General features: G+C 68.8%; 15 protein-coding genes and 1 tRNA gene. 8 read left to right on the forward strand and 8 right to left on the reverse strand.

The features are described 5' to 3' along the window. Positions 1-70 precede the first annotated feature (70 nt). Entirely contained in the window at positions 71-481 is a 411-nt protein-coding gene (locus H9I49_RS12695; protein WP_188030740.1) for a VOC family protein, read from the reverse strand. A gap of 5 nt (positions 482-486) precedes the next feature. Further along, positions 487-936 carry a helix-turn-helix transcriptional regulator gene (locus H9I49_RS12700; RefSeq protein WP_188030741.1) on the reverse strand — a complete coding sequence of 150 codons (450 nt, stop codon included), beginning with the start codon at positions 934-936 and terminating at the stop codon, positions 487-489. Positions 937-1,101: 165 nt separating this feature from the next. On the opposite strand from H9I49_RS12700, the gene H9I49_RS12705 reads away from it, so the two are divergent. The 3 genes from H9I49_RS12705 (at position 1,102) to H9I49_RS12715 (ending at position 4,596) form a co-directional block, all read left to right on the forward strand. After that, the gene (locus H9I49_RS12705) at positions 1,102-1,509 is read left to right on the forward strand and encodes a DUF805 domain-containing protein (RefSeq protein ID WP_255523924.1); all 408 of its coding nucleotides are present in this window, start codon (positions 1,102-1,104) and stop codon (positions 1,507-1,509) included. Between the two features lie 175 nt (positions 1,510-1,684). Continuing rightward, the gene (locus tag H9I49_RS12710) at positions 1,685-3,274 is read left to right on the forward strand and encodes a DUF1800 domain-containing protein (RefSeq protein ID WP_188030742.1); all 1,590 of its coding nucleotides are present in this window, start codon (positions 1,685-1,687) and stop codon (positions 3,272-3,274) included. 8 nt (positions 3,275-3,282) lie between these two features. After that, a complete protein-coding gene (locus tag H9I49_RS12715) occupies positions 3,283-4,596 on the forward strand; it encodes a DUF1501 domain-containing protein (RefSeq protein ID WP_188030743.1) in 1,314 nt (437 codons plus the stop codon). A 79-nt stretch (positions 4,597-4,675) separates the two neighbouring features. Here the strand turns inward: H9I49_RS12715 and H9I49_RS12720 are convergent, their stop codons facing one another. Beyond that, positions 4,676-5,056, reverse strand: a complete 381-nt coding sequence (locus H9I49_RS12720; RefSeq protein WP_188030744.1) for a hypothetical protein — start codon at positions 5,054-5,056, stop codon at positions 4,676-4,678. Between the two features lie 339 nt (positions 5,057-5,395). On the opposite strand from H9I49_RS12720, the gene H9I49_RS12725 reads away from it, so the two are divergent. Beyond that, the gene (locus H9I49_RS12725; RefSeq protein WP_188030745.1) at positions 5,396-7,309 is read left to right on the forward strand and encodes a hypothetical protein; all 1,914 of its coding nucleotides are present in this window, start codon (positions 5,396-5,398) and stop codon (positions 7,307-7,309) included. A 700-nt stretch (positions 7,310-8,009) separates the two neighbouring features. Further along, a tRNA-Arg gene (locus H9I49_RS12730) sits at positions 8,010-8,085 on the forward strand. Between the two features lie 14 nt (positions 8,086-8,099). Here the strand turns inward: H9I49_RS12730 and H9I49_RS12735 are convergent. Further along, positions 8,100-8,339, reverse strand: a complete 240-nt coding sequence (locus tag H9I49_RS12735; protein ID WP_188031209.1) for a hypothetical protein — start codon at positions 8,337-8,339, stop codon at positions 8,100-8,102. 414 nt (positions 8,340-8,753) lie between these two features. Between H9I49_RS12735 and H9I49_RS12740 the strand changes: the two genes are divergently transcribed. Together H9I49_RS12740 and H9I49_RS12745 are read left to right on the forward strand one after the other, a co-directional pair. Continuing rightward, on the forward strand, positions 8,754-9,353 hold the full coding sequence (locus H9I49_RS12740; RefSeq protein WP_188030746.1) for a TetR/AcrR family transcriptional regulator: 600 nt from the start codon (positions 8,754-8,756) through the stop codon (positions 9,351-9,353). A 136-nt stretch (positions 9,354-9,489) separates the two neighbouring features. After that, complete coding sequence (locus H9I49_RS12745; protein WP_188030747.1) at positions 9,490-11,127, forward strand: hypothetical protein; 1,638 nt, start codon at positions 9,490-9,492, stop codon at positions 11,125-11,127. A 1,368-nt stretch (positions 11,128-12,495) separates the two neighbouring features. Here H9I49_RS12745 and H9I49_RS12750 read toward each other — a convergent pair. Further along, the gene (locus tag H9I49_RS12750; protein WP_188030748.1) at positions 12,496-13,056 is read right to left on the reverse strand and encodes a TetR/AcrR family transcriptional regulator; all 561 of its coding nucleotides are present in this window, start codon (positions 13,054-13,056) and stop codon (positions 12,496-12,498) included. A 93-nt stretch (positions 13,057-13,149) separates the two neighbouring features. On the opposite strand from H9I49_RS12750, the gene H9I49_RS12755 reads away from it, so the two are divergent. Next, positions 13,150-14,598 carry an MFS transporter gene (locus H9I49_RS12755; RefSeq protein ID WP_370587555.1) on the forward strand — a complete coding sequence of 483 codons (1,449 nt, stop codon included), beginning with the start codon at positions 13,150-13,152 and terminating at the stop codon, positions 14,596-14,598. 364 nt (positions 14,599-14,962) lie between these two features. On the opposite strand, the gene H9I49_RS24465 is transcribed toward H9I49_RS12755, so the two are convergent. The 3 genes from H9I49_RS24465 to H9I49_RS12770 form a co-directional block, all read right to left on the reverse strand. Then, the gene (locus tag H9I49_RS24465; protein WP_370587556.1) at positions 14,963-15,364 is read right to left on the reverse strand and encodes an alpha-amylase family glycosyl hydrolase; all 402 of its coding nucleotides are present in this window, start codon (positions 15,362-15,364) and stop codon (positions 14,963-14,965) included. A 99-nt stretch (positions 15,365-15,463) separates the two neighbouring features. After that, positions 15,464-17,128, reverse strand: a complete 1,665-nt coding sequence (locus tag H9I49_RS12765; protein WP_188030749.1) for a glycoside hydrolase family 13 protein — start codon at positions 17,126-17,128, stop codon at positions 15,464-15,466. Between the two features lie 96 nt (positions 17,129-17,224). Continuing rightward, positions 17,225-18,049 (reverse strand): carbohydrate ABC transporter permease, encoded by an 825-nt coding sequence (locus H9I49_RS12770; protein WP_188030750.1) that lies wholly within the window; start codon positions 18,047-18,049, stop codon positions 17,225-17,227. Positions 18,050-18,052 lie beyond the last annotated feature (3 nt).

Below are 18,052 nucleotides of genomic sequence, written 5' to 3' on the forward strand. Positions count from 1 at the left end.
ACAGACCCACAGGACACTGATTCCCGACCGGCGTCGGGGGTCTCCGTCGGCGACCTGACGCTCCGCCGCGTCAGCCGACCTGCTGGATGCGCACCATGTTGCCGGCGGGGTCGCGGAAGGCACAGTCGCGCACGCCGTACGGCTGGTCGATCGGCTCCTGGACGACCTCGGCGCCGCTCGCGGCCACGGCCTCGAAGGTGTCGTCGACGTTCGTCGTGGCCAGGTTGATGCTGGCGAAGCTGCCCTTGGCCATCATCTCGGCGACGGCCCGGCGCTCGTCGTCGGTGAGCCCCGGGGTGGCGGCCGGCGGGTGCAGGACGATCGAGGTGGCCGGCTGGCCGACGGGTCCCACGGTGATCCACCGCATCCCGTTGTAGCCCACGTCGCCGCGGACCTCGAAGCCGAGGGTGTCGCGCCAGAAGGAGAGCGCGGCGTCCGGGTCGTCCTGCGGCAGATAGCTCTGGTGAATGGTGATGTCCATGGACGTCACGCTAGGTGGGACTCGGTGGCCGGCGCTTCTCGATTCCTGACCGGTCTCGTCACCTGTTTCGCGACGCACGCCGGCATGCCGTCCGTGGCCTCCGTGGCCTCGCGCCGGTAGACGCTGGGCGGCACCCCGACGAGCTCGGTGAAACGGGTGCTGAACGTGCCGAGCGACGAGCAACCGACCGCGAAGCAGACCTCGGTGACGCTGAGGTCGCCGCGGCGCAGCAGCGCCATGGCGCGCTCGATGCGCCGGGTCATGAGGTACGCGTAGGGCGGCTCACCGTATGCGGCGCGGAACTCGCGGCTCAGGTGGCCCGCCGACATGTGGACGTCGCGGGCGAGCGCCTCGACGTCGAGCGGCTGGGCGTACTCGCGGTCGATCCGGTCGCGGACCCGGCGCAGCCGCGCCAGGTCGCGAAGGCGCTGCTCGTCGGCGGGTCGACTCGTCACCCTTGGATGCTGCCACGCCGCGCTCGCCGTTGCCCAGCGGCGGCCCGCGCGCACAGCGGGACGCCCGACCCCAAAATGAGATGTGTCGAAGGACCCGGGCGCACCACCGAGGTGGTTAGGTACGTTTCGCGCCCACAGGGCGTAGCAACGCACAGTCGCACTGCCATGGAGGCACTCAAAATGTCGTTCGTCGACGCCATCAAGACCGTCCTGTCGAAGTACGTGACCTTCTCAGGGCGCGCCCGCCGCTCGGAGTACTGGTTCTGGCTCCTGGCCGTCGTCATCGCGAACTTCGTCGCCAGCTTCATCGACCGTGGCCTGGGCACCGAACCGGGCAGGGTCGGCATCATCTCGGGGCTCCTGGTCCTGGCGACGTTCCTGCCGAACCTCGCGGTCACGGTCCGCCGCCTGCACGACACCAGCCGCAGCGGCTGGTGGGTCCTCATCGGCCTGGTCCCGCTCGTCGGCGCGATCGTCCTGATCGTCTTCGCCGCCCAGGACAGCCACGGCGACAACCAGTACGGCCCCTCGCCCAAGGCCGTCGGGCAGGGCGGCGCTCCGGTCCTCCAGTGACCCGTCACGTCGCGTCGCACTGACGCGTCGCTGCTTTCAGGACCCCGGCCCGCTCCTCGAGCGGGCCGGGGTCTCGTGGTTCCGGCCGTATGCCGTGTGGGCCTTGCCGCGCTTCCACTGACCGATTTGTCCGATTCCGGAACGCTTGTGAGATCTGCTGGGTACCGTCGCCGCCATGACTGCTCAGACTCCCGCGTCGCCCTCGCCACGAGGAGCGGCGTTCGCCGCGCCCGGGCGGCGGCGCGTGCTCTCGGGCCTCGGGGGCGGAGCAACGGCGGCCCTCGCACACGCTGCCGCGGGGTCCGCGGCCACTGCGGTAGCGGCGCCGGCGGCTGTTACGGCAACGACCGCGGACGATCCCGTCCTGCACCTCCTCCGGCGTGCGACGTTCGGGCCCACACCCGCACTGGTCGCCGAGGTCCGCACGATGGGGACGACCGCGTGGCTCGACGCGCAGCTCGCTCCGACGACCAAGGTGCCGGATGCAGACATGGACGCGCTCCTCACGCGGTGGCCGCGACTCGGCTGGAAGACGTGGCAGGTGCGCGAACGCCTCGCCCCCGGCGACACCTGGGCCGTCATGGACGACCTCCTCGAGGCCCACCTCGCCCGGGCGCTGTTCTCCCGACGCCAGGTGCTCGAGACCGCCGTCGACTTCTGGACCAACCACCTCGTCGTCCCCGTGCCGAGCAGTGAGGTGTGGGACAGCTCGCACCTGTTCCAGCGCGACGTGATCCGCCGACACGCGCTCGGCAAGTACTCCGACATGCTCATCGCCGCGGCACGTCACCCCTCCTTGCTCAAGGTGCTCGACAACGCCGACAGCACGAAGAAGGCACCCAACGAGAACTACGGGCGGGAGCTGCTCGAGCTGCACACCGTAGGCATCGGACAGTTCACCGAGGCGGACGTGAAGATGTCGGCGCTCACGCTGACAGGGCTGAGCGTCGACTCCGAGTCGGGGCTCTTCTCCTACAAGCCGCAGCGCCGCTACGTCGGGGCCCTCCGAGTCATGGGCTGGAGCCACGCGAACACCAGCGCCGAGGGTGGCGAGTCCGTCGCCGGCGGCTACCTGAACTACCTGGCCAACCACCCGGCGACCGCAACCCGCATCGCGACGAAGCTCGCCACGCGGTTCGTGTCCGACGCTCCCCCAGCGACGCTCGTCAGCACCCTCGCGCAGGTGTACCTCGCCAACGCGACGGCGATCGCTCCGGTTCTGAGAGCCCTCTTCCTCTCGCCGGAGTTCGCGGCGTCCGCGGGGCTGAAGGTCCGCACGCCATACGAGGACGCCCTCGCCACGGTCCGCATCCTCGGTCTGACGCCGCCACCGGTGACGACGTCCGGCGACAGCGACCTGCGCCACCTCGTGTGGACGCTCCACGGCCTCGGGCAGCCCCCGATGGGGTGGCCGGCGCCGAACGGCTACCCTGACGTCGCCGCAGCGTGGGGTGGCGCGACGAGCACCCTCAACCGCTGGAACTTCCACCTCGGGGTCGCGGGCAACTGGTCCCTGACATCGATGAAGCGGCCCGCGCTGTCCACCATGCTGCCCGCGACCCTGCCCGCCACGTACGGCGCCCTCGTCACGGCGCTCGCGAGCAAGCTGCTCGTCACGCTGACCACCGTGCAGCGCGACGCGATCTGCCGCTTCCTCGACCACGCGCCCACGGACGCCCTCACAGCGGGCTCGGCCGCCGTCACCTGGCGGCTGCCGTCCGTCGTCGCCCTCCTGCTCGACTCCCCGAACTTCGCGATCCGCTGAGGACCACCATGACCAGCACACCCACGAGGTCGACGCCCCAGCTGCAGGAGTGCGGCTGCCCGCAAGGACAGGCGCTCGCCTCCCAGGTCTCCCGCCGCACGCTGCTCGCCGGCGCCGGCGCGCTCGGGGCGCTCGGCGCCGTCGTCGGTGTCGCCGGGCCCAGCGCGGCGACACAGCTCGCGTTCGCCGGTACGGCATACACCGGAGACACCCTGATCATCCTCAGCCTTCGCGGGGGCTTCGACGGACTGTCCGCGGTCGCTCCCGTCGGCGACCCGGCATACTTCACCGCTCGTCCCTCGATCGCCGTCCCGGCCTCACGGGCGATCAAGCTGGACAGCCTCTTCGGGCTGCACCCGGCGCTAGCGCCGCTCAAGGCGATCTGGGACCGCGGCGCGCTCGCAGCGGTCCACGCCGTGGGCCAGGTCAACCCGACGCGGTCGCACTTCGAGGCGATGGCCACGATGGAGAACGCGGCACCCGGGTCGACGCTGCGCACCGGCTGGCTCGACCGGATGATCGGGCTGAGCGGGCCCGTCTCGACGTTCTCCGCCGCCGCGGTCGGCTCGTCCTCGACGCCGCCGTCGATGATCGGCCCCAACGCCGAGCTCGCGATCCGCACGGTCGACAGCTTCAAGCTCGCCGGCGCCGACACGGACGCCGAGCGGGCTCGCTGGTCGACCGCGCTGAACGCCATGTATGCCGGCACGTCGGCCACGCTCGCCGGACCGACCCAGGTGGCGCTCGGTGCGCTGACGACGATGACCCAGGTGAATGCCGCGGGCTACACGCCCGCGAACGGCGCCCTCTACCCCAAGGGTGCCGTCGGTGACTCGCTGCGTGACCTGGCCCGGCTCATCAAGGCCCGGGTCGGGCTGCGCGCGGCCACGATCGACGTCGGCAACTGGGACATGCACACCAACCTCGGCGCGAGCGACTCCGGCTGGATGTTCCGTCAGCTGACCGAGCTCGGGCAGGCGCTCGCGGCGTTCGACCGGGACCTCGGCGCGCAGATGGGCGAGGTCACCCTCGTGACGCTCAGCGAGTTCGGGCGTCGCGTCGCCGAGAACGGCTCCGGCGGACTCGACCACGGGCACGGCAACGTCTCGCTCGTCATGGGCGGCGGCGTTCGCGGTGGACGCGTCTACGGGCAGTGGCCCGGCCTCGCCCCGGCGAACCTCGATGCCGGAGATCTCGCCGGCACGACGGACTACCGCACGATCCTCGCGGAGGCGCTCGAGCGGCGCGCGATGCTCCCGTCGACGACGGTCTTTCCCAACCTCAGCACCGACCGGCTCGGGATGTTCAACGCCAAGGTGTAGCTCCGGCCGCCCGGGCGGCGCGGATGCCCACGCCGCCCGACCAGCCGGTCGGGACGACCTCAACCAGGCCCTTGCGTGACTAGACGCATTCCGCGAAGTAGATGGCCACGTTCGTGATCCCGTGACAGCTCGGGCCGTTGAACTGTGCCAGCTCAGGGATCTCGTCATCGCGTCCGACGACGAAGGTCTGGAAGTCGACGGTTCCGTCTCCGTCGAAGTCGAACCCGATGAGCCCGTGGAAGCCTGCGCCGGTGTCAGGGTCGATCAGTCCCTGGGAGATCCGGGTGGCCACGCCGGCGGTCGACCACTCGATGCCGCTGGGCCCGAGGAGGACCTGGATCCCTGCCTGCGACGGCTTGCTCGCGTTGACGCATTCGGTGGCGAGCGACGGTCCTGCGGCCAAGACGATCGCCGACGCGGCCGCGAGGCCGGCCAGGCCAAATCGAGTCGTGCCCTTCATGTTCCCTTCCTTCCTGTGGTTTGAGCGGCACGCCCTGGGCCGCCCATCTCACAAGAGTCGACCTGCGCCGTGGCCTGCGCAGCCGTTTGGTCGAAGAGACCGGCGCCTCGCCAGACGGGTCAGCGAGGCGCTCGCAATCATGAACTGTCAACTCGTGCAACTCATCCCGTTTTGGGCGCAGCCGGGCCGAGTCGGTGCACTCGCTCCCCCCGCGTGCGCGCGTCGCGACGAACCGCGGATCGGATAACGCATGACAGCAACGTGGCGGAGTCCTACCTTGGGATCCGGGAGTGACACCAGGTCACCGTCGCCGTCCCGCTCTCTCTTCGTGGAGGCGTCATGGGCGTGCGGTGGTCGTTCAAGAAGTCCTTCGGCGGGACGGCTGTCGCCGTTCTCGCCCTGGCCGGGGGCGCGTTCGCCGTCGGTCCGCAGTCGGCGGTGGCGAGCGACTCCGGTGGCACCACCCGCCAGATCAGCAGTAGCGGCACCACGAGCATCGGGGGCGTGCCCGGCGGCCCGGACGGCCTGGCCTTCCCCGAGATCCGTGGCACGGAGTCCGACGCGGGCACCGTCCCCTCGGACGTCACCATCACGAACCGTGCGGCGAGCCGCCCGGGTCGAAGCGGCTCGAGCGTCGCGAGCGCCGGGACGACGAAGTCGAATGCTGAGCTCACAGGCGGCTTCGACGGGCTCGACCACCGGCAGCAGAGACTCGCCAACGGCGGCAACCAGTTCTCTCTCGAGCCGCCCGACCAGGGCCTGTGCGTTGGCAACGGCCGCGTGCTCGAGACCGTCAACGATGTACTGCGCGTCTACGACACGTCGGGCAACCCGCTCACCGGTGTCATCGACCTCAACACCTTCTACGGCTACGCCGCGGCGATCAACCGCACGACGGGCGCCCAGGGCCCCTTCGTCACCGACCCCAGCTGCATCTTCGACGCGGCGACGCAGCGCTGGTTTGTCACGGTGCTGACCCTCGACGTCGATGCCGACGGCGCCTTCACCGGCACGAACCACCTCGACACGGCCGTCAGCATGTCGTCCGACCCGACCGGCTCGTGGACCCTCTACCGGGTCGCCGTGCAGGACAACGGAACGGCCGGAACGCCCGACCACCACTGCGCGGGCGGCTTCTGCCTCGGCGACTACCCGCACATCGGGGCCGACGCCAGCGGCTTCTACATCACGACGAACGAGTACCCCTTCTTCGCCGACGGCTTCCACGGTGCACAGATCTACGCGTTCTCGAAGCAGGCGCTCGCGAGCGGTGCATCCACCGTGGCCGTCACGCAACTCGACACCGCAGGCCTCGATGCAGGTCACCCGGGCTTCACCGTGTGGCCTGCCGTCTCGTCGCCAGACCAGTTCGCGACCTCTGCCGGAGGCACCGAGTACTTCCTCAGCTCGAACGCAGCGGAGGAGGCCGACGGCTCCGGCTCGTCGAACCAGCTGCTCGTCTGGGGCCTGACGAACACCGCCTCGCTCGCGTCGACCCCGTCGCTGCGGCTGAGCCACGTCACCCTCGCGGTGAACCCGTATGCCGTGCCACCGCGCTCGGCCCAGAAGGCCGGCCCGGTGCCGCTCGCGGAGTGCCTCAACGTGCCGAAGTGCGCGCGGCTCGTCCTCGGCGCCCCGGACCACCTCGCCCCCGAGGTGGAGTCCCCGCTCGACAGCAACGACACCCGCATGCAGCAGGTGACGTGGGCCAACGGCAAGCTGTGGGGGGCGCTCGACACCGCGCTCACTGTCGACGGCCACAACCAGGCCGGTGTCGCGTGGTTCGTCGTGACGCCCGGCGTCACGGCCGCCGGCACGGTGACGGCGAAGCTGACCCTGAACGGCTACCTCGGGCTCGCGGGCAACAACGTCACCTACCCGGCCATCGGGGTCACGAGCAGCGGCCGCGGCGTCATGGCGTTCACGGTGGTCGGCGCCGACCACTACCCGAGCGCTGGTTACACGACGATCGACGCAATCGCCGGCACGGCAGCCGTGCACATCGCACGCGAGGGTGTCGGTCCGCAGGACGGCTTCAGTGGCTACAAGGCGTTCGGCAACCCACCGCGGCCGCGGTGGGGAGACTACGGCGCAGCAGCCGTTGACGGCACGACGGTCTGGACGGCCTCCGAGTACATCGCCCAGTCGTGCACGCTCGCGCAGTACCAGGCGGCCCCGTTCGGCTCGTGCGGCGGCACGCGAACGGCCCTGGCCAACTGGGGTACGCGGATCAGCCAGCTCAGCGTGAGGTAGTCGACGACGCGAGAGCACGATGGAGGTCACCCCACCAGCGGGGTGGCCTCCATCTCGTCCTCCGAGGCGCGGATCTCGGACGTCGATCCTCCAACCAGTCTCCGAGCCCGCGAGCCGCGTTCAGGACGAGAGGTGGACCATGCCGCACAGTGAGGGCCTCGGGACTGTCACCCTTCACGCGGTTGGCGCCGCCCCGGTGGCGGTGTGCGCCTGCGACGTACAGAGACGACGATCATCGCCATTCCGCAGAGGCCGCGGATGCCGCCGAGGACCGTGGCTCCAACACCGATGCCGACACCGATCTCCCGCAACGGATTCGAGCCATTCCGTCACCCACCAAGACGACCCAGAACTCGCCCCTTCCCGCGGCTCACGATCGGGATACCTGTCTGCCGAGCGGCCCAGACGCTGCAAGAGCTTCTCGATCATGTCCCCCCGGTAGCTCGCCGTGCACCCGGGAACGCCGACAGCGATCGCGGCCAAGACGCGCGCCCGCGGCGCGGGTGGCAGTCTGTCCTGATCCGTAGTCAGACGCACGCACTGGCCGCAGATGCCGCGCCCAATGGTGCCGGTGCCGGCCGTGCGCGAGACGGCCGCCTGGGTCCAGTAGCCTGTCTCCGTTGGCCGGCTCGGCAGGGTCTCGTTACAGCGTGGGTTACCGCGGCTGCAGCGAGGTCTCAGCGAGGTTCAGCCATGCCCCGCCCTCGTAGCTCAGGGGATAGAGCACCGCTCTCCTAAAGCGGGTGTCGCAAGTTCGAATCTTGCCGGGGGCACCACACGTTTTCGCAGGTCAGAGCGTGTTTTCGGTGCCGCCTTCCGCGGACAGCGGACGAACCGATCCCGGCCGGGTGCCCGTGGGGTTCCCGAGAGACTTGTTGACCCGATCGAGGGCCGCCCTGTCGGCGTCCGTCCCCATGAGGTGCCCGTACGTGTCGAGGGTGAGTTTCGCGGTCGAGTGACCGAGCCACGAGGACACGGTCTTGATGTCGACACCCGCCGCAATCCAGAGACTGGCCGCCGTGTGGCGCAGGTCGTGGGGGCGGCGGTCGCAAAACGCTGCGAACCATTATCATCCCCGGCTACCTTGTGCTCGGCGTCCCGGTCGGGGGCCTCGTGGAGGGGGTCACTTCCCGGGACGCCACCAGCAGCCACCACAGCGTTCGCGAGCTTCTGAGGCAGAGCGCGCCCGACTCCGATTCCGCACGCGCGACGCCTGCCCGGGCGAGTGCCGTCCCGGCCACTTCCACCTGTGGCCGATGTCGCAGGAGTACGGATCTGCTAACCAATTCCTATGGAATCGTCGAATATCAGGGCCGACCCCTTCTTGCACGCTGAGACGCGCGGCCCACCCTCGGACGGGCTGCGCCGACGGCGGCCTGAGCCACGGGTGACAGGATTTCAGTGAGTCGCCAGACGACGGCGCCGCGAGTAGGAGGGATGGGCTGTGTCCGATGGCCGTGTGGTGAGGCCGCGACGTCGCGGCGAGATGCTGCGTGGCGCGATTCTTGATGCGGCCTGGGTCGAGCTGCGGGAGCATGCCTGGGCGGGCTTCAGCATCGAGCGAGTTGCCGAGCGGGCCGGTACGGGCAAGGCCGCGATCTACAAGCGGTGGCCGAACAAGGCGACGCTGGTGCGTGAGGCGGCGGCGCGGATGGCCGTGCACAGTGGCTCGGAGTGGGTGTCGACCGGATCGCTCCGCGAGGACCTGATTGCGTATCTCGACAGCTCGGCGCGCTTTGTGGCTGGTCCTTTCGGGGAGTCGATTCGCGGCCTCGTCAGCGAGCCGATGCTGCCACGCGGCGAAGAGCTCGGTGACCATGGGCTCAACGGGCCTACTGTTGGGATCGTGGACGCAATCGTGACGCGAGCTCGTGAGGACGGCAGCCTCGGGCCCCGCCAGCCGGAGCGCTCCGTCCTGCACTTGGGCAACGCGCTGGTCGACTATCACTACCTGCTGAGTGGACGCGCCCCCACGCTTGATCTGGTGACCGAGATCGTTGACGCCATCTGGCTGCCCGTCCTCCGAGCGGCCTGCCACAGCTGACTGCAAGGACCGCGCCAAGGATCCTTGCCGCATGCCTCGACCAACAGATAGAGAACGCAACGTTCTCTATTGACAGGGTGTGAGAGCCGCCCTACCGTTCCCGGTGACCGCCTCGGGGACCGACGATGGAGCTCACATGAACCCGCAGCCCGACGACTCCCCCCGATCCCTGACCCGGCGCCATGCTCTGCTCGGCGGTGCAGCGGCCGCCGGCGCGGCCCTTACCTCTGGCCTCTTCAGCTCCCCCGCAGCTGCCGCACCTGCCGCCCCGGCGACGGGTCCGCGCGCCTTGGTGGACCTCACGCGAGGGACGTCGGCCTTCCCGCACGTGTGGGAGCGCGCCATCGCCGGGGACTGGGCCAAGCAGGCCCTACGGCGTGACTACCAGGACCAGCTGTTCACCTGCCACGACGAGCTAGGCATCGAGTCGCTGCGGTTCCATGGCATCTTCAACACCTCCATGAGCACGGCCAACGCCACCTACAACGGCGGCCGCACCCGCAACCCGTCGTACACCCAGGACAACTACTCCTGGTTCAACATCACCCAGATCTACGACGCCCTCGTGGACCAGGGCATGCACCCCTTCGTGGAGCTGAGCAGCATGCCCGAGTCGCTGCAGGCGAGCGCCCCGCCCTTCCGCGGCCTCCTGTTCGACTTCAACCAGATGGCTCCCAAGGACTTCGCCGCCTGGGGGAATCTCGTCGGCGCCTTCGCCAAGCACATGGTCGACCGCTACGGCCTCGCGGAGGTGCGCAAGTGGCCCTTCGAGGTGTGGAACGAGCCGAATCTCTTCACGTTCTACGACGGAGACCAACAGTCGTACTTCAACCTCTACCGCGCCGCCGCCGAAGCCATCAAGAACGTCGACGCCTCCCTGCAGGTGGGCGGCCCGGCCACCTCCGCCGGCCAGTTCTCCTTCGGGCCGCCGCGCACGCTCGGGACGCAGTACTACCGGGAGTTCATGCAGTGGGCGACGGCCAACAAGGTGCCGGTCGACTTCGGCACAGCCCACGGCTACGAGACCGACCGCGGTATCGGGCCAGAAGGGACAGCCAGCTTCTTCAGGCAGAACCGCGCCGACACCCCAGCGGGACTTCCGCTGTACATCACCGAGGTGAACGTGTCCTCGACGAACCACCCGAAGCTCGACACATCTGAGGCCGCAGCCAGCTTCCTGCGTACCGTCGTCGAGACCGTCGGAGTCGTCGATGCTCTGGCCGTCTGGACCTTCAGCGACATCTACGAGGAGCTGACCCAGGCAGACAACCCGTTCCACGGCGGCTTCGGACTGCAGACCATCCACGGAATCAAGAAACCGCTGTACCGGCTGCTGCAGATCCTGCACCACACCGGTGACCGCCGGGTCCCCCTCACCCTCACCGGGGCCCCGGCCACGGTCGGCGGCATCGCGGTGGCCAAGGACGACGGCGCGGTCGACGTCCTGCTGTACAACCACGTCCTCGCCGGCCCGAACCAGGCGCCCGCCGAAACCGCCACGCTCACCGTCAACGTCAGCGGGGTCGCACCCGGCGCCAAGGCTCGGATCCAGCGCATCGACGAGGACCACACCAACCCATACCGCGAATGGCTCGACCTGGGCTCCCCCGAGTACCCGACCCGGGCCCAGCTGCGGGCACTCGACGACGCCAGCGAGCTCCACGAGCGCAACCTCGATCTGCAGGGCAGCGGCGGGTCCCGAGAGGCCACCTTCACCATCACCCTTCCCGCGGAAGGCGTCGCCGCCGTGCACATCGCCCGAGGAAACCACTGACAGCGACTGTGTCCCCCGGCGTCAGCCAAAATGGAGACTCGGAGCCCAGCGTCGCGCTCAGCGGAACGCGGACTGGCCCGTCATGACCTGCCCGACGACGAGGGTCTGCATCTCGACGGTGCCCTCGTACGTCAGCACGGACTTGAGGTTGTTCATGTGGCGGACGGACCCGTCGAGCCCGACGACAAGCAGCGGTCGCTAAGCTCGGCGCGGGTCTCGGCCAACCTCCCGCCAGCGAGTCCCCAATCAAAGGCTTGACCCGTCACTCGGGTGCTGGTCCCGGACAAAGCGCCTTTGAGCTCACCGCCGGATCCGTTCCGGACGTGGTGTCGCCGCCAAGACAAGGCATGTGCAGGAGCTGTCCGATCCCGCAATCAGGGCGCACTTGCGGATCCGCCTTCGAGTCAGGGGCGTTGTGGCAATAAGCCGGTCAGCAGCCCGACGAGCGTGGTCGTCCCAACCCGGTATCGCGAGGCGGGGCAGGCATAGGAATCGTGCGGGCGTCACTGTTACACACGCTTTCGAGGACTGTGCGACGGCGTTCGCCCCCGGATGGGAGGGTCGGCGCATGCGCGTAGCGCCGCGCCCGTCGGTGAACGTACCCGACTGCACCCGAATGAGACTAGAACTGAGACTGGGCCAGTTCGGCGACTACTGGCCCGGGGGCCGCATAGACCCGGGCCAGTCGCGGCTTCAGTTTGACCGCCCGCGCCACCACCTTCGCGTCGACCGTGCCGCCCACGGCGTACGCCCCGATGCCGTCGCTCGAGAGGTCGGGGAAGATCAGGCTGCTGATCGCGACCCGACCAGCCGAACCCTGCTTCCGGTACGCCCTCTGGTCCCACGAGCGCGTCGCTGCGTTCAGCGAGCTTGTCGCACGTGGCCTCCTAGCTCGAATACGAGGCCGCCAACCCCGCGCGGAGCTACGGGGGGCCGAGAGTCGACTGTTCCGCGCCGCCCCTCCAACGGGTTAGGACTGGGCGTTTTGACCCAACTTTCCCGGCGCGTCGTCGATGCTCCAGAAAAGACCGTCTATGGAGCGCGGTCCAAGGAAAGCGCGGCACTCTCAGCGGGAGGTAGTGGTCGATGTTGGCATTGCCGGGCTGACCCGTGGAAACGTGTTGGGAGCGTTGAGCGCAAACGGTCTCCATCGATCCTCCTGCCACACTTTGCCACGCACGGTCCGAGTGGCTGGGCCTCGCACGAAGTGGCGGTGCGGAGTTTCTTGCGGTCCTCGGCGTGCCCAGGCGCTGGCAAACCAATCCCGCCGCAGCCGCGACGTTCGACGAGTTGGACGTAGCCGTGGCGTCGTCCGACGTGCGAGACCGGTGCAGACAGGTCCGCGGGCCTCCGGACGACCCGAGTCGCTCAGGCCTCACCGACGATTCGACGGACGCTCTCGACGACCATCTCGCGGCACCTCGCCCGACTGGGGCGACGCACCAGCGCCAGTTCTGGCGTGTGCAGGTGCCAGCTCATCGAGATCGCACGGACCTCGGTGAGCAGCTCCAGCGGCGAGTAGTCGGTCGTCAGCCTTCCGGCGTCCTGCGCGGCCGCGATCTTGGCGAGCTTCGCATTGTTGGACTCCACGATCGCCGGCAGCCGACCCTCGGGGCGTTCCAGCTGGTACCAGGTCGTCAGCCGGAGGGTGTCGGGATACCGCTCGTAGAGGTCGAAGGCACGCCCGGCGTACCCCGGGAGGTCGGTCGCGTCGAACTCGACGGCGTCGACGAAGGCGAGCGCTCGAGCGGCGAACACAGCATCGAAGAGCTCCTCCTTGTTGCCGAAGTACTTGTAGATCATCGCCTTGTTGGCTGCCGCGCTCTCCGCGATCCGGTCGACGCGGGCCCCGGCGATCCCGTACGCCGCGAACTCCACCGCCGCAGCGTCGAGGATCCGGGTGCGGGTCGCGTCTGCGTCTCTGGACATGCGCCCACTCTAGCAAGTAACTAGTTAGTTGCATCTGAAGCCACACAGTGCTTCACTTGAAACAACCAACCAGTTACTTACCAAGGAGTGCTCGTGTCCCTCGACCAACCCGCCCGCGACGGGCGAGGCGTCGTCCTCGCCGTGATCCTCGGGTGCCAGCTGATGATGGCGCTCGATGCCTCGATCGTCACGACCGCGCTGCCCCACATCCGGACTGAGCTCGGCTTTTCGGAGTCGTCCCTGTCGTGGATCCAGAACAGCTACGTCCTGGTCTTCGGTGGGCTTCTCCTTCTGGGGGCCCGCGCGGGCGACCTGCTGGGCCGCCGTCGCGTCTTCCTCAGCGGCGTAGCGCTCTTCACCGCCGCATCCCTGCTCGCCGGTCTCGCCCCGGGCGCCGGCATCCTCATCGCCGCGCGAGCCTTCCAGGGCCTCGCCTCTGCCTTCGCGATCCCGTCCACGCTGGCCCTGCTGCTGACCAGCTTCCCGGCGCCGCAGGAGCGCGCCCGCGCGATCGCTGTCTACAGCGCCGTGATCGGCGCGGGCGGCAGCATCGGGATCATCGTGGGCGGTCTGTTCACCGAGTACCTCTCCTGGCGCTGGGGCTTGATCGTCAACGTCCCGATCGGAGTGGCGATCTTGGTGCTCGCTCCCCGCTACCTGCCCGAGACCCCGCGAAAGCAGGGACAGGTCGACGTGCTCGGTGCGGTCAGCATCACCCTCGGCATGTCCTCGGTCGTCTTCGGGCTGGTCGAGGCCGCCCAGTCGGGCTGGACCGACGTACGCACTGCACTGCCGCTCACGGTCGGCGTCTGCCTGATCGCGGCGTTCGTGGCGGTCGAGCGTCGTACGCCGCAACCAGTGGTGCCTCTGCGACTGTTCGCCAGCGTGCAGCGCTCGGGGGCATACCTCGGCCGGATCCTGATCGTCGGCGCGATGTTCTCGACGTTCTACTTCCTGTCCCAGTACCTCCAGAACGTGCGCGGTCTCAGTCCCCTGGCCACCGGGCTCGCGTTCATCCCCATGACTGGGATGTTCTTCGCCATGGTCTACGTGGTCCGTGGGATCGGGTCACGGCTCAGCCGTCCTGCGCTGCTCCTCGCCTCCCTGGTGACGGCATTGGCGGGGATGGCATGGCTGAGCCGGATCGACGCGACCACCGCGTTCTGGCCGTGGATCCTTCTGCCACTGCTCGTACTGGGCGTCGGCCAGGGCATCGCGATCATCCTGTTCACCGAGCTCGGCGTCGCCGAGGTGGAGCCGGACGACGCCGGTGCAGCCTCCGGGCTGGTCAACACTGCCCACCAGCTCGGCGGATCGCTCGGGCTGGCGCTTCTCACCGTCGTGTACGGCGCCGCCGTGCATCACGATGCCACCCCTGTTGCCGCCCTCGCGGCCCATGGCTACGCGACGGTGTTCGCGGCGGCAACGGTCTTCTACGCATTCGCCGTCATCGTCGGCGTCACCATCCTCACCAGCCGCCGTCGGCAGCGCTTGACACCCGGCCCCGCGGTTGCCCCCGTGCGCCTCGGCACCAGCCGCTGAGCCGCAGCGCCACCTCCAGCCACAACACCCCAGACAAAACAACAGTGGCCTACATTTCCGTAGGGCCACTGTCGCCGATGTCCTGAGACATCACGTTGGCGGTGGCGGTGGGAGCCGTCGTTCGCGGTGGCGGTGGGAGCCGTCGCCTCCGCTTCGCTCCGGCTCCTCCCAAATCCCGCAGCGTCAACAGAATGACTGAGGGACCCGACGAAAAGCGTGTCGGGTCCCTCAGTCATTTGGCGGTGGCGGTGGGATTTGAACCCACGGTGGAGTCACCCCCACACACGCTTTCGAGGTCTGTGCAACGGCGTTCACGACTGGATTCGGAGCGTCGTGCACGCTCGCACGGGCCACCCGCGGACGTCTATGAACGAGCGCGACCCGGCCCGAAAGAGACTAGAACTGAGACTGCGGCCGTCCGGGCGAGACCCAGGCTGAAAGTCGGAAGGCCGGCGGTTCGACCCGTCGAGACTGCCGTACCGGGGCTCGACGTCGCGGTAGTCCGAGACGTCGTGTCCGCCGTCGGCATGGGCGAGGGGAACCAGGGCACGGTCCACATGGCGTCTACGCCGAGCTCGACGAGGTTGTCCAGCCGGCTATACAGACCGTTGAGATCGCCCTCGCCGTCATCGTCGGAGTCGAGGAAACTCCGCAGGTAGACCTCGTAGACGACGGCGTCTCGCCGCCACGCTCGCCATCGATCGTTTTCCCGACGAGGGTGTAGAGCCGCTGCGACCGCTGCCCCCGAAGCAGCATGGTCAGGCATGAACGCCTCCTTGGTCGCTCTCCCTCCTGTCGAGCTGGTTGGTCGGCCTGGTCATTGCGTTCCGACCAACCGGCTGGTGACGTTGGGCTGGCCGGTGGCCTAGTTCATCGGTGTGAACCATGCCGCGGTCTCGGGTCGGAGTGTGTGGCTTTGGCCCGTGCGGTCGGGGATGCCAGCGGGGTCGCTGGTGAGGATGAGCCGGCCGGGTATCGGGACGGTGTGCGCGGAGAAGTTGACGATGCACTGCCAGTCCTCGGCGCGGGCGAAGCGGAGTACTTGGGCGTCGCCACTGTCGACCCAGCAGAAGCCGTCGGTGTCGGCGAGCTTGCGTCGTAGGGTGATTGCTCGTCGGTAGAGTTCGAGGGAGCTACCGGGGTGTCCGTCCTGGGAGGACGCGGCGTAGGTGGCGAACCAGTCGGGCTGGGGCAGCCAGGCGCCGTTGTTGCCGAACCCGAAGGAGCTGCCGTCGACGGTCCAAGGCAGCGGCACGCGGCAGCCGTCACGACCCTTTAGCCGGTGGCCTGTGCGCTCGTAGACGGGGTCCTGCAGGGCGTCCACTGGGAGGTCGGCGACCTCGAGGAGGCCGAGTTCCTCGCCTTGGTAGAGGTATGCCGAGCCGGGCAGGGCGAGCATCATGACGGTGGCCGCGCGAGCACGCCGCTGGGCGGTCGCCTCGTCGAGCGGGAAGTGTGTGCCGTCGCTGCGGAGCCAGGCGTCCAGGTCGGTGCCGACGGGAAGGGCGTAGCGGGTGGCATGCCGGGGCACGTCGTGGCTGGAGACCACCCACGTGAGCGCTCCACCGACGCCGGCGTGCTCACCGAGGGAGCGGCTGATGACGGTGCGGAACTGGTCGGGGTGCCAGTCGGCCTTGAGCAGGGAGAAGTCGAAGATCTGCCCGAGCTCGTCCGCGCGGGCGTACAGGTAGGTGCGGCTGGAGGTCGGGTGCCACGTCTCGGCGACAGCCATGCGGGGCGGGTCGTACTCGTCGAAGATCCGGCGCCACGACCGGTAGATCTCGTGGACCTCGTCGCGGTCGTAGAGGGGGTCCGACCCGTCGAGTGGCAGCATCCCGTCGAGGTTGGGCTGGCTGCGCAAGGGGGAGCTCAGGTCCTTGGCGAGTGAGTGGGCCACGTCGATGCGGAACCCGTCGACGCCGCGGTCTGCCCAGAAGCGCAGTGTGTCCTCGAAGTAGTCCCGGACTTCGGGGTGGGCCCAGTTGAGGTCGGGCTGCTCGCGCGCGAAGAGGTGGCAGTACCACTGCCCGTCCGCCGTACGGTGCCACGCAGGACCCCCGAAGTGGGACCTCCAGTCCGACGGCGGCTCACGGCCGTCGGGTCCGCTGCCGTCGCGGAAGATGTAGCGCTCTCGGGCGGGCGAGCCTGGACCGGCCGCGACTGCCTCGAGGAACCAGGGGTGCCGGTCGGACGTGTGGTTGGGAACGATGTCGATGATGATGCGGACGCCGCGCTGGTGTGCATCGGCCACGAGTGCGTCGAAGTCGTCGAGCGTGCCCAGACGCGGGTCCACGTCACGGTGGTCGGTGATGTCGTAGCCGCCGTCGGCCAGTGGTGAGGGGTAGAACGGGCTCAGCCAGATCGCGTCGATGCCGAGCCTGCTCAGGTAGTCCAGCCGGCTGCGGATGCCGGGCAGGTCGCCGATGCCGTCCCCGTCGGCGTCGGCGAAACTCCGCGGGTAGATCTGGTAGATCACCGCTTGACGCCACCAGTCGGATGTAGGGGTGGTGGCGGATCTGTGGGCGGGCATGGGTGTCTCCTACAGGAGTGTTGCGTGGATGGAAATCCGTGGCCGCCGGCACTGAACGGGCGTCGGCGGCGACGGCCCGAGGTGGCACGGGCAGGTTCAGCCCTTGACGGCCCCGGCGAGCATGGCCTGGATGAAGTACTTCTGGAAGATCAGGAAGACGAGGATCGTCGGCGCCATGATGAGCAGCGCCCCTGCGTTCAGCAGCACGACGTCGGTGGAGTGGGCGCCGACGAAGCCCTGGAGGGCGCCGGCCATGGTCCGTTTGTTCGGGTCGTCGATGAGCACGATCGCGAGCAGGAACTGGTTCCACGTGCTGAGGAACATCAGCACGCCGAGCGATGCCAGCGCGGGGACCGCCAGGGGCAGCTGGATGTGCTGGAACGCCTTCCAGGGCCCGGCACCGTCGATGGAGGACGACTCGGAGATCTCGAGGGGCACGGACTGGAAGTGTGTGCGCATCCAGAACACGGCAAATGGCATGTTGAGGCCGATGAGCGGCAGGATCAGCCCGAGCTGGGTGTTGAGCAGGCCGAGCTGCTGCATCTGGTAGTACAGCGGCACGACGACGATCTCGTACGGCAGCGTCAGCCCGAGGAGCAGCAGCAGGAAGAAGACGTTGCCGAGCGGGATCCGGAGTTGCGCGATGGCGTACGCGGCCATCGAGGAGATGAGCATCGCGATTGGGACGACGCCGATGACGAGGATGGCGCTCGACTTCACCAGTGTGGTGATGTTGGCGACGTTCCAGGCGTCGACGAAGTTGTGCCAGTGCGGGCTGGTCGGGAAGGTGATGCCCGCTGGCGCGGTTCCCTGCGGCTGGAGTGCCGCTGAGAACATCGACAGCAGGGGGAACACCGAGAAGAGCGCGGCGGCGGTGAGCAGGATGGTCTTCGGCGCGGTGTCGCGCAGGCGGTCGAGCATCGG

It is taken from the genome of Terrabacter sp. MAHUQ-38 (assembly GCF_014518425.1).
Lineage (GTDB): Bacteria > Actinomycetota > Actinomycetes > Actinomycetales > Dermatophilaceae > Terrabacter.